10 protein-coding genes are annotated in these 12,535 nt (G+C 58.0%); 9 read left to right on the forward strand and 1 reads right to left on the reverse strand.

Annotated elements, in window-relative coordinates; all coding sequences use genetic code 11:
* Positions 1 to 503: 503 nt before the first annotated feature.
* The gene (locus ABFX19_RS14735) at positions 504 to 710 is read right to left on the reverse strand and encodes a hypothetical protein (RefSeq protein WP_346028766.1); all 207 of its coding nucleotides are present in this window, start codon (positions 708 to 710) and stop codon (positions 504 to 506) included.
* A gap of 152 nt (positions 711 to 862) precedes the next feature.
* On the opposite strand from ABFX19_RS14735, the gene ABFX19_RS14740 reads away from it, so the two are divergent.
* The 9 genes from ABFX19_RS14740 to ABFX19_RS14780 all read left to right on the forward strand — a co-directional run bounded on the left by ABFX19_RS14740 (position 863) and on the right by ABFX19_RS14780 (position 12,535).
* Positions 863 to 1,915: an LCP family protein gene (locus ABFX19_RS14740; protein WP_346028767.1), complete on the forward strand. Its 1,053-nt coding sequence runs from the start codon at positions 863 to 865 to the stop codon at positions 1,913 to 1,915.
* Between the two features lie 10 nt (positions 1,916 to 1,925).
* Positions 1,926 to 2,636: a hypothetical protein gene (locus tag ABFX19_RS14745; protein WP_346028768.1), complete on the forward strand. Its 711-nt coding sequence runs from the start codon at positions 1,926 to 1,928 to the stop codon at positions 2,634 to 2,636.
* A 153-nt stretch (positions 2,637 to 2,789) separates the two neighbouring features.
* Positions 2,790 to 3,986: a glycosyltransferase family 4 protein gene (locus ABFX19_RS14750; RefSeq protein ID WP_346028914.1), complete on the forward strand. Its 1,197-nt coding sequence runs from the start codon at positions 2,790 to 2,792 to the stop codon at positions 3,984 to 3,986.
* Positions 3,987 to 4,351: 365 nt separating this feature from the next.
* Complete coding sequence (locus tag ABFX19_RS14755) at positions 4,352 to 5,710, forward strand: glycosyltransferase family 4 protein (protein WP_346028915.1); 1,359 nt, start codon at positions 4,352 to 4,354, stop codon at positions 5,708 to 5,710.
* Complete coding sequence (locus ABFX19_RS14760) at positions 5,710 to 6,603, forward strand: ABC transporter permease (RefSeq protein WP_346028769.1); 894 nt, start codon at positions 5,710 to 5,712, stop codon at positions 6,601 to 6,603. The genes ABFX19_RS14755 and ABFX19_RS14760 overlap by 1 nt, the downstream gene beginning before the upstream one ends.
* A complete protein-coding gene (locus ABFX19_RS14765) occupies positions 6,593 to 7,468 on the forward strand; it encodes an ABC transporter ATP-binding protein (RefSeq protein ID WP_346028770.1) in 876 nt (291 codons plus the stop codon). The genes ABFX19_RS14760 and ABFX19_RS14765 overlap by 11 nt, the downstream gene beginning before the upstream one ends.
* 48 nt (positions 7,469 to 7,516) lie before the next feature.
* A complete protein-coding gene (gene wecC / locus ABFX19_RS14770; RefSeq protein ID WP_428831055.1) occupies positions 7,517 to 8,800 on the forward strand; it encodes a UDP-N-acetyl-D-mannosamine dehydrogenase in 1,284 nt (427 codons plus the stop codon).
* 384 nt (positions 8,801 to 9,184) lie between these two features.
* Entirely contained in the window at positions 9,185 to 10,861 is a 1,677-nt protein-coding gene (locus ABFX19_RS14775; RefSeq protein ID WP_346028771.1) for a glycosyltransferase, read from the forward strand.
* Positions 10,862 to 11,491: 630 nt separating this feature from the next.
* Positions 11,492 to 12,535 carry a hypothetical protein gene (locus tag ABFX19_RS14780; protein ID WP_346028772.1) on the forward strand — a complete coding sequence of 348 codons (1,044 nt, stop codon included), beginning with the start codon at positions 11,492 to 11,494 and terminating at the stop codon, positions 12,533 to 12,535.

The raw sequence follows: 12,535 nt of genomic DNA on the forward strand, positions 1-12,535 counted from the left end.
GATCCCTGGCCGGCATGACGCCGAAACGCTACTGAGAAAACTGGACGCAAGAAAACCAATTAGCTATCGCATAGACGCTGGACTGCTAACGGGGGTCCAACCAGTGGAACTCAACGTCCCCCTCCGGCGGGTCCTTTCCGAGAGTACGGCTACCACGGCGTCGCCAGCGTTTACCTTCGCCGCGTCCCTGTATGAGGACATCCAGGACCTTCCCCCCGCTCGCTATAAGTTGTTCGCGGCCACGTTCCCCACACCAGTGGATGGCGGGTCCTGAGTACCGGAGAGTATTCCCCGTGACCGTGGAGTAGGCCGGGTGCCTTCCGAGCGGATGCAATGGCCCGGCCTGACGTGCCGCTAGCGGCGGTGCCCGATATCTCTGCGGTATTGCCCGTCACGGATGCGTTGTCGCATGTATCAACCTGCATGCCAACAGCAGCCTCGCAATTGGCTCTGTTGTCTGAGAGCACTTCGGCCGGAGTGCGGGAGGCTGATTTCTGATCCAGTTACCGATGTTCGCCTCGCGCCGCATGCTTTTCGCAAGGCGCATCAGTCATCTTCGATACGTACGGTGACCATTGCTGCTGAAGGGCCGGTGAGGCATGAAGCTTCTCAGAAAGACCGCCATCTTTATCAAACGCTTCCTTCAGAGGGTGAGGAACAACATCGAAATACTCGAAGGCCCCGACGAGTTCACCTACTGACCAGTTCATCGACGGTTTGCTAGCAGGAGTCGCTCTAGAACCGGCGGCCAGCGGCCGGGGAACGGCTCCGGGAGTACGAGCGGCAGCCCCTTGCTTCCGCAAGACCGGTACCATTAGGGGTCAGTCTTTTGAAAAACAGGGGAGCCTTTCGCTTGAGTACGTTGAATTACTACGACGACGACGATGCCCCTTCCCATCCTGTGCAGAAGAATCATGTCGTCCGAAATGTCCTGCTGATCCTGCTCGCGTTTGCAGTGATTGCGGCGGGAATCGTAGCGGTCTACACACTTAGTCTGGCGACTTCGTTCAACACCAAGACAGCCACAATCGAGTCCGCGTTCCCGGAAGAGGCCACTCGACCGACGCGAGCCCCTGCTGCTGAGGGCGCAATGAATATCCTGCTGATGGGCAGTGATGCTCGTGCGACGGATGCTGGCGTTGGTGGCGTGCCCACGAGCGCAGACGGTTCCCGATCCGACACGATGATGCTCATTCACATCCCCAACGACCGGGAAAGCATTTACGTCATGTCGATCATGCGTGACACGTGGACCGAGATCCCCGGTCAGGGCGAGCACAAGATCAACGCGGCGATGTCCCTAGGTGGAGTTCCCCTCGTTGTGCAGACGGTGGAAAGCCTGTTCAACGCGCCGATCGACCACGTCGTGATCGTGGATTTTGAGGGGTTCAAAGGCCTCACGGATGCCCTGGACGGGGTCACGGTCAACAACCCAATGGCCTTCCAGTCCCGCGGTTCACAGGGCGAGTTTTTTGAGCAGGGAAACATCACTCTGGACGGTGAATCTGCGCTGAAGTTCGTGCGGGAGCGGTACGCCTTCGATGACGGAGACTATCAGCGCGTCCGTAATCAGCAGCTTTTCATCAGGGCTGTGATGTCCGAGTTTTTGAGTACCGGCACGCTCACCGATCCTGGAAAAATCAGCCGCGTAGTCAACGAAATTTCACCGTATCTCAGTGTCGATGAAAAATTCGACGCGGGTACGGTCGCCGGGTTGGGGCTCAGTTTGCAAAACATCCGGCCTGACGACGTGGAGTTCTTCACTTTGCCGAACCTCGGGATCGGAACATCGGCCGATGGTCAATCCATCGTTGTCAAAGACGAGGCGGCGATAGCTGAGATAGCGAACGCTCTGGATGAAGGTTCGCTGGGGGAGTATCTCGAATCTGTAGACCTTGCTGAAGCCGGAGCCTAACGGAGGAGCGATGAGACACACCCTCGCGGCGGTAGCCGGCACACTTCTGCTCCTCGCGTCATTGTCCTCGCCGGCAATGGCACTCGAGGGCGAGCCGGTCCCCACTTTCCCGCTCGTGACTGTCCCTTCCCAACAGCCCACGCCTACGCCGACGACGACGCCGGCGTCACCGCCTGAGGAACCAGCACCAGCACCAGCACCGGCGCCCGCCCAGCAACAGCCCGCCCAGCAACAGCCCGCGCCGCAACAGCCCGTCCAGCAGCTTGGCCCTGCCGTCGATCCCGCGACCGGGTTTGTTATAGACCCTGCAACCGGGTACCTGGTGGAACCCCAGACCGCACTCTTGATAGAACCCGGAACCGGCAATCTGATCGACCCCGCCACCTACCTGTACACGAATTTCCGTTTGGACTTCGCGACCGGGGAAGTCGTCGAGATCGAACCAACGGCGGAGAAGCCCACGGCGGAGCCGTCCTCCGAAGAACCCCAGCCGTCACCAACCGTGACAACAACCAGCCCTAGCCCTAGCCCTTCCGAAACTCCACCTCCAACCGCCACCAGCGCATCACCTAGCCCCGCTGCAGTCGATGCGGAGGCGACGGCGGAGGCGGAAGAGGTCCCGATCGGAGAGCACCCTCTCACCCGAGCGCTCGTCATCGCGCTGCTTATTGGGTTGGGCGTGCTCTACTACGCCCAGCTCCGAAGTGGCAGTCGTACCTAATCGCGCCCTGCCACGATATAACGATTGGGTAGAAAATTCGGTTCGATGAGGCACTCATTTCCTCCGCCGAAGCTGCAATCGTTAGACTGTCAAGCACTTGAACGAAATTAGATGTATCAATCAGTCCAAATTAGGGGGTAGTTCTTGCGCGTTTTGCTGCTGACTCACTCCTACTCGCCCGAGCACAGCCCACCGCAGCGACGTTGGACGCAGTTCGTTCGAACCCTCCGATCCGCGGGGTGGGCTGTCGACGTCATCGCTCCAGTAGCGCATGCACCCCACGGACGTCGGACGCTCCCGAAGCGCGTCGCCGGACGCGCGTTCAGGACCGATCGGGGCGAGTACGGGGAGAGCGTTCGTCGTGTTCCCTACATCTGGCACCGCACCACTCGTCTTGGCCGGCTGACCAACCACCTTTTTTCAGCCGGGCTGAGTATTCCTGCAGCAGCGCTCGGCCCGAGACCCGACGTCGTCATCGTGACAGTTCCAAGCCTGCCTATTCTCGGCACAGGGTACATAGTGTCTCGTATGCTTAAGCGACCGCTGGTGGTCGATATGCGGGATGCATGGCCAGACATCGCCCGCGACGCCCGGCTTATCAAAGGCAGTGCGAAGAGCCTCGCCGAGCGGGCGATCATCGCGATCCAGGACCGAGCGGATCTGGTGGTAACTGTGACTTACGGCTTCGCTCGGACTCTTCGCGAGCGGGGACTGAAGAATGTGGCGACAGTCAGTAACGGTGTCGATATCGAGCACTTGGAGAAGTTGGAACCGGTTCCGCTCGAGAAGAACCGGCTCGACGTGCTGTACCTGGGCAATCACGGCGAGAGCCAGCGGCTCGAGGTTCCCATCCGCGCAGCAGCACTGGTGGGCGAGCACAAGATGACGCTCACAATGGTGGGCCACGGCGTAATGCGCAATGAACTCAAGGAGTTGGCCGCGACCATTGACGCTCCAGTGCAATTCCATGATCCCGCGTACGGCCGCGACGTCATGGAGTACTACCGCGGAGCAGACAGCTGCATCGTCGCTCTACGCGACGACTGGAAGTCCTTCGAGACGACGGTGCCTTCGAAGACGTACGAGGTTCTCTCCGTCGGACGCCACATCACCGGGATGGTTCGCGGCGAGGCAAAGAAAATTCTGGAAGATGCGGAAGCCGGCCATGTAGTGCCTGCGGATCCGGAGGCGTTGGCGGACCTGTGGAGGGTTCTCGCGGATGATCGTGCGCAACTGCGTGTTAACGGGGGCGGACGTTTGTGGGTTCAGCACAATGCCGATGTCTACACGCTGGGGCAGTCCTATTTGAGTTTATTGGCTGAAGTGGTGGGCGGCGGTCCGCACCGTTGAACATCCTGCGCAACGCCCAGCTTGCGGCTGCAACTGCTGCACAGCATCTAAGAGATGATCCCGTCCTGCTTACGCTTCAAATGGCACGGCTCATGCCCGCTCAGCTGATGCGTCGTGTTGGACATGCTTTGTGTCTGTTTTCGCGGCCGGTTCCCAAAGCGATTGGAGCCCATCTGCTAGGAATGTCTGACGTTCGAAACCATGTCATCGATATGGCTTTGGCGTCGAGGGTGTCGCAGGGGACAGCGGCTAGGCTGGCGGATGTTGCTCTGGCCGCCAACGACGCGGTCAGGGCGGATCGCCTACTAGAAAAAGCTGGATCAGCAGCGGCTACACGCGCGCGGCGCCGCTGGTACGACGGGGACATGACCGGCGCAATTGCGGAACTGACTGCCGCTGGCCTGCTCCGTCAGGCAAGGCGCCTACAGGGCGAGCTCCAAGTTTTCCAGGGTTGGACACCCACCTTGAATCCGGTTCCAGGATACAAGCCGCAGCACAGGACGGTTCTACATGTCCTCACCAACTCCCTGCCACACACAGGGAGCGGGTATGCGCAACGTTCACACTCAATTTTGGAGGCGCAGTCGCAGCTCGGCTGGACTGTACATGCCGTTACTCGCTTGGGATACCCTGTCCAGGTCGGCAAGCTTGTGAGCAAGAACGAGGACGAAGTCGGTGGAGTCACTTACCACCGCCTACTGCCAGCGAGGCTTCCAGCCGGCTTCGATGAACGTCTGCAAGCGCAAGCTGAGACAGTCCTCCAGCTTGCGCAAAAGCTTCGACCAGCGGTGCTGCACACTACAACGCCCTTCGTGAACGGCATCGTCACCCGGGCAGTAGCGGAGGCGCTCGGCATCCCGTGGGTCTACGAGGTGCGAGGGCAGCTCGTTGACACTTGGGCTTCCACGCGTAGCGAAACGGCTAAATCGAGCCAACGATATAAACTCTTCACTGAATGTGAGGCGGCTGTGACCCAGAGTACGGCCCTAGTGGTTACATTGGGCGAGGCCATGAAGCAGCAAATCCTTAAAACGGGCGGTGTTCGCCGTGATGTCCTCATTTGCCCAAACGCAGTTGGAGGGAACTTTCTCGAAGAACCGATGGATGCGTCGGCTGCTCGGGAGCTCCTTGGACTACGGCGAGATGGAGTCTGTGTAGGATCAGTCAGCAGTCTGGTGGCTTATGAAGGACTCGACGTTCTCATTCGCGCCGTTGCAGTGTTGGCGGTCGACCACCCTCACTTGCACTGCTTGATTGTCGGTGATGGAGTTGCAGCGCCGGCATTGCGCCAGCTTGCCCGCGAGCTGCGGGTCGACTCCCGCGTAATCTTCACTGGCCGGGTTCCGCGCGAGCAGGCTCACCTGTACCACCAGGCGTTGGATGTATTCGTGGTGCCAAGGAACAGTCTTGAGGTAACACGAACCGTAACACCACTTAAGCCTGTGGAGGCGATGGCCGCGGCCCGACCGGTTGTAGCCAGCAACCTTCCCGCGCTACACGAGATAGTTGAGGACTCAGTGACAGGAAAGCTGGTCGAAGCGGAAAACGTTGATGCACTGGCGGTAGCCCTCAGCGACTTAACCGAAGACAACGGCCGCCGGCTTACTTCCGCAGCGATCGCCATGGGTACAGCGGGGCGCAAGCGTGTGCTCATGGAGCGCACATGGGCTCGAAATGCTCGGGCCATAGTCGACGCGTATGGCAACCTGACCTTGGTTCACTGATGGCAAAAACAAACTCGCCCGCATCACTGCCTGAACCGATAGGTGTCCGCTCTTTGCCCATTGACACGCGGGGTTTGGTCCGGGTGGGAGCCAGGCCGGGATTCATCGATTATCTGGTCCAGCTGTGGGAACGCCGGGACTTCATCGGCTACGACGCCAAAGCGAAAGTCCAAGCTGGAAGCCGTAAAGATCGCCTGGGCAGCTTCTGGCTGATCCTGAATCCTGTACTCAATGGATTAACTTACTTCCTCATTTTCGGCTTGCTCCTCCAAACCAGTAGAGGCATAGAAAACTTCATTGGGTACTTGGTCATTGGCGTCTTCCTATATCAGATTTCGGCTCGTTCAATCTCCAATGGTGCCCGGTCACTGCAATCGAATCAGTCCATCATTCGGGCGTTCACTTTTCCACGCGCAGCCCTTCCCATCGCGGCCAACGCGCGGGAGGTCTTAGCTGCGGTCCCCGTGGTGATTACGATGCTGGTGGTCATACTCCTCCTACCGCCAACTGAGGAAATTACTTGGCTTTGGGCTCTCCTGCTGCCTGCGCTCGGACTTCAGTTCTTGATGAACCTTGGCTTGAGTCTCATCTTGGCCCGGATAGTGTCCCAAGTGAATGACGTCGCGCACCTGCTTTCCTTCGGCCTTAGACTCTGGATGTACGGCTCGGCCGTCTTCTTCTCGTATGACAGATTCATTGGCAACGATGTCCTGCTCGCTCTGGTCAAGCTCAACCCACTATTCAACGTGCTGGATATCGCGAGGAATTGCCTGCTCTATGCGCAATTGCCCGCATGGCAGTCTTGGGCGATTCTGGCCGCCTGGTCCCTGACGTTCCTGGCCATTGGTATCGCCTACTTCTGGCAAGGTGAGGAGTCCTATAGTGCAGAATGATCATTCCCTGAACCTTTTGAAGGCAAGGCCAACTGTGGTCATTGATCGGGTAAGTATGCAGTACCAGGTCGCTTCGACACATGCAGAAACAGCTACCACATCGAACCGGCTGTCGCGGCTGCGTCGGGGCGCCTCGACCATCACCGTGCATGCCCTCAACGAGATGTCGCTCGTTGTGAGTCATGGGGAATCAGTGGGAATCATCGGTCGAAATGGTTCCGGCAAGAGCACCCTCACTCGGCTCATTAGTGGTCGCACCCGACCTACCTCCGGCAGCATCTTCGCCTCTGATACGCCAATAATGTTAGGAGTCAATGCTGCCCTCTTGCCAGATTTAGCGGGTGATCAGAATGTCATTCTGGGATGTCTTGCGATGGGAATGGACCGTAGGACAATTGCGGAGAAGTTCGACGACATAGTGGAGGTCTCCGGATTGGGTGACTCCATATATCTTCCGATGAAGTCTTATTCCTCGGGCATGGCATCCCGTTTACGCTTTGCTATAGCAACTTCTGTTGATCCGGAGATACTCCTCATCGACGAGGCACTCAACACCGGCGACGCTCAATTTCGTGAGCGCAGCCGTTCGAGAATAAGTCAGTTACGGGATCACGCGGGCACGGTCTTCCTCGTCAGCCACAGTCTGGGCACCATCACTGAGATGTGCACCCGTGTGATTTGGCTCGATGGTGGTGACCTTCTGATGGACGGTGATGTTGAGACGGTGACCAGCACGTACTCGCGTTTCACCTCGTTCTTGTCGAACGGCGACCACGCGAGTGCTCAGGAACTACGCTACAAATCCCGCGAAAGTCTAATCGCCACCCAAGTACTGGAAAGAACGACAGGGAGGCGAAGCGCGTGAGATCGGGAGACCATATCCCAACGCGAGCGCAGCTCCGAGGGGGATCAAGTGAATGTGATTAACGAAGTCGTCGTTATAGGACTCGGATACATCGGGCTACCCACAGCGGCGATCCTGGCGACTAACGGACTGAATGTGACTGGTGTCGACATCCGCGAGGATATCGTCGCGGCGGTGAATCGCGGTGAGGTTCCGTTCGTCGAACCCGATCTAAGCGTCCACGTCGCTGGCGCAGTGAGCCAGGGACGTCTGTGCGCGTCCACAACAACGCCGAAAGCTCAGGCGTATATCGTCGCTGTCCCTACTCCCTTTCTTGAGGACAAGAATGCCGACCTACGCCACATTGAGGCGGCAGCACGCGCCATCGCGCCTCAGCTCTCAGGTGGCGAGCTGGTCATCCTAGAATCGACCTCACCACCTGGAGCTACCCAACACTTGGGGGACTTTTTGATCGAGCTCCGACCGGATCTCTCCCTCGACGGTGAAGGCGGCAGACCAGCCATACTGCTTGCACACTGTCCGGAGAGAGTATTGCCCGGACGCGTGATGATCGAGCTGGTGACGAATGATCGAATCGTGGGTGGCATCACGCAAGAAGCGGCCGTAGTCGCAAAACAGTTATACGAAGTGTTCTGCCATGGCACCATTCACCTGACCGATGCAAAAACGGCTGAGATGGCGAAACTGGTCGAAAATTCCTACAGAGATGTTAATATCGCCTTCGCGAATGAGCTGTCACTAATCTGCGACAAGTTGAGCATTGACGTGTGGGAATTAATTTCACTGGCTAATCACCACCCGCGCGTCAACATACTCAAGCCGGGTCCAGGAGTGGGTGGGCATTGCATTGCCGTCGACCCCTGGTTCATAGTATCCGCTGCTCCTGACGAATCGCGGCTCATTCGTACGGCTCGAGTGGTCAATGACCACAAACCTGAATATGTCTTGCAACAGACATGTGCAGCTGTCGCAGCGAGCGGCGCGACTTCCATTGCAGCGCTTGGGCTCACTTTCAAAGCGAATATCGATGATATTCGTGAATCACCGGCAGTTGCGATTGTTCGCGAGCTGGCAAGTCGGCTTCCCGATGTCACCATCGACGTCGTGGAACCTCATATCAAGCAGCTTCCGCCGATTCTTAGGACGGAGAATATCCACCTGACATCGCTGGAATCAGCGTTGAGTGGCTCGTCAGTCCTTGTCCTCTTGGTGGACCACGATGATTTCCTCGAGATCCCTGCCGAGTTGCTGACGGGTGTGCACGTCATCGATACGCGCGGATCCTTGCGTACAGTACTGTCGCGATCGCCGGCCTTCATCACCGGAGCATAAGGGCTGTGGCAGCGCTTCGAGGCTGACACTTACGGCGCAATGCGAAGTAGGAGAAGCATGAAAGATCCTCGCAAGGTCAGACTGGGAAGGGCGGCCAGGGCTCTCCTAGTGCTCTGCGCTATGTCGTTAGTTACGTCGCTGGGACTGCTTTTAGTTGGCGGTGCTTCCCGGCCAGTGGGCGGACTGCTTCTTGCAGTGGCCTGTGTGACTTTTTGCTTTAGCGGTTTTACTGAGCTCCGGTCGCGATTCGTGCGCTCCTCGGGAAGACGTTCACCCCACGGTTATCGCAGCTCAAGAGGGCAGCAGAGCACGGTCCGTTCCCTGATTATTAGGGAGAGAGACTGGGTTCAAGCAGCGTTGGGAAGAGTTGGTAGGCAAGGCCTGTTGCTCGAGCTCCGAGCTATTGTCGGCCGGCGGGGCGAAGAGGAACGGGCCGCCCTGCGTCGCGCAGTTCAACTTGCTTTAGAAGCCGGAAGCTGCAAGGGGATTTTCAGCAAGAATGAACTGCTACAGATTGTGCCGGAGCTCATTCAGGAGGACCCACTAACAGCATTCTGGTTGCTCGATGAAGCTGCCGCACTTGATATTCTACCGCTCACGCCGAGACGCAATTTGTCAGTCGAGCTCCGTGCCCGGGGTTACCTGCATAAAAGTTTGAAGGTGCTTCGGAGCGTCGCTGTGGTAACCGGAACAAATCGCGATCTCAGCGCGCTCAATAGTCGACAGAGTGAGCTCGATGTTTTTCGAGGGCAATATGTGACAAAGCTGCGTCCGAATGAGGGAAAATTAGACCCTCTTTCAGGGCGCGTCCTTCATATTGTCGGGAAGGCCTTCCCTAAAACGGAATCCGGGTACACTCTCCGGACTCACTACACCGCTCGTGCTCTGCAAGACGTGGGCTTCGAAGTGTCAGTGGTGAGTCAGGTGGGTGAAAATCCCGAGCGCGACCAATTGCGCTCAGAGACTCTAGAAAATGTGACTTACTATACGCTCGTGGGGTCGTCGCGCTCCAATCGCTCCTACCATGACTGGCTCGACGAGAATATTGAGCAGGTGCGCGAGGTGGTCGTGCGAGCCCGCCCGGCGCTTCTGCATGCTCACTCCGATTTCTTCAATGCAATCACAGCTCAGGCCGTTGGTAACCACTTCGGTATCCCCGTGATCTACGAAAGCCGTGGATTCTGGGAGGAATCATGGCTTTCACGCATCTCTGAGAGGTACGGAATTGAAGATTGGACCGAGATCGAACGCCAATGGGGACTGCCAGATGCCTATACATTGCGCCGTGCTCGCGAGATTGAGGCAAGAAGACGAAGCGCACACGTCATAACCCTGGCACATGTGATGAAGGGTCACATAGCTCAATTCGGATACCCCTCTTCCCACATCAGTATTGTGCCTAACGCCGTGAGTACCGAAAGTTTCCCTGTTTTGTCGGATGGCATCGAGGAGCTGCGTAGAGTATTCAAGATCCCAGGCCAATCGATAACTATTGGGTATATATCTTCAGTGGTCGAATATGAAGGAATTGACACATTAATAAGAGCGTTTTATGACCTTAAGGAAAGAACGTTTGAGGAGGTACGACTTGTTGTTGTCGGTGATGGTCCACACCTTCCTGTCATCAAGGCGCTTAATGCACAACTTGGAAACGGGGGAGTGGTTTTCACGGGCCGAGTACCTCATGAAGAGATACTTCGCTATTACGGCTTAATCGATATTTTTGTTGTGCCGAGACGGCCTTCTCCTGTTTGCGATCTCGTAACACCACTGAAACCATTCGAGGCGTTCTCCACAGGTCGCGCGGTTGTTATGTCTGATGTAGGGGCCTTGAAGGAGATAGCTCAGGACTCAGGAGCGGCAGCGTTGTTCACCGCAGGGGACAAAGATTCGTTATCGGATGTCCTGCTGGGCCTAATTGAGAACGAGGATCAGCGTGCGGTGCTCAGGCGTGCGGGTGCCGAATGGGTGCGCGCTGAAAGGACTTGGGCGTCTAATGCCAAGCGATACTCAGCGGTTTATTCGAGCTTCGGCGTGCTCCCGATAACGTCAATGTTGTAACTCTGGAAGCTGCAGGTGAGGGCGGCTGCAACGGGGACCCAGCGGTACACTAGTTGGTTGGACCTGGCTTCGAGTGAAGGTGCTCACAGGCCGGGAGTCGACTAATCCCTCCGCGGTCGCCCGGAGCCCTACACTGGCATGGTGCGTATCGGCCGTCAGGAAAAAGTTCATGAGCAATAAGCAGGCATTCCATCCCCACATCGAAGAGGTCGCAGGGGAGGCGCAGGCTGCACTGTGTGAGGGTAAAGCCCCGGTCGCGGCCGCTCGATGCTTGCACCTCGCCATTTCGAACCATCAGGGAATGTCCCCTGCGACGGAGCGCACTCGTTGGGATGAGTCCTTCGTCGCATCTCCTACTACTGAGTCGAGGCGCCAATGAGTTCGGTCGATCCAGTGCTGCGTGAGGTCGCAGTCGCACGGGTTCAGGCGCTCAACGCTCTGGACGGAGACTTCCCGGCCGCGGTCCGAATTGTAGCTGACGATATGGGGTTGAGTAGATCCTCGCTTCTCCGCTGGGCGCGACGGAGGCTGGACCAGGGCGCGGACGGTGTGCCGACACGGTTGCTAGGAGCGGACCCGATTCGAACCGCGACGCTCCATCTTCTTCGGCAGTATGAAGTTGCTGATGGCATGAGTGCTGACGAGTACTCGGAAGCTCCGCAGCTCCACCCCATGGCGGAGGGCAAGTACATGTCGTCACTCGCCGCGCTTCAACGCACCGGCGTCGTCAAAACGGACTATAGTAAGGGCCGTTTGCGGCAATCCGTTGTGCGTCTTGAACGCACCGCGGTCCCCCAGCGCAACGGTATCGCCTGGGGCCTGGGTTTTTCTTTCCGCGAGGCGTCCGCAAACGAGCCGTACGTGATTACGACCTGTATCATCGTCACCGGCCTGTTGGACGCCATGGAGATCGCGGATGGCGAAGACCGGGATCGGCTGGCCGCGCTGGCCAAGGGCGCATTGACCTGGCTCCTGGACGGCGCGCGGCGGGAGCCCTGGAACGGCATCGAGGTGCCCACGTTCAGTCAGTCGATTCCTGAAGTGGTGTTCAATGTAGTGGCGCAATGGTCCTACGTGCTTACGCGGGCGCAGGACATCGACGTGCTTCCGTTGAGCGAACGTAACCAGACCGCAGACCATCGGGGCGCCGCTACGGCTGTTCTCGAACAGTTCCGCCCGAACGTTGGTTGGACCTACGGCGAGCTCAGCACTCGTTTGGATCTACTGCACACGTGCTACATCGGGAACGCCCTTCTGCATACGCTCCCGAGACGGCGTGACCAGGTTGAGCGGGCGTTACTTGTGTCAACAACACAGTTCCTTTCTCCACACGGTTGGTTCGACCGATTCGACATGCTCGGTGCCGAGGACGCCATCGCACAACCACGGCGTTGGAACGCTCGCACGCACAGATTTCTAGATGGGGCCGCACTTTTCGGTTTCGATCGCCCCGCCCGCCCGTGGTCCGTGGGGGAGCTTCTGCTGCTCGCCGCAACGTCGGCTAGAAGCGGGGCCACGGCGCAGTTCTGGGTCAGGCAGCTCCAACCGGTCGCGACGCTTGCCATCGGCAAGTATTTGGAGACGAAGCAGTTCCGCCACAGCATGCATCTTGCTCACGGGCTTGCCGCCGTCTTGGAGGCTCTCCGTCAAGACCGGAAGCCGAATCAAAGCTGA

This window comes from Arthrobacter parietis (assembly GCF_039530425.1).
In the GTDB taxonomy this organism is placed as follows: Bacteria; Actinomycetota; Actinomycetes; order Actinomycetales; family Micrococcaceae; genus Arthrobacter_D; species Arthrobacter_D parietis.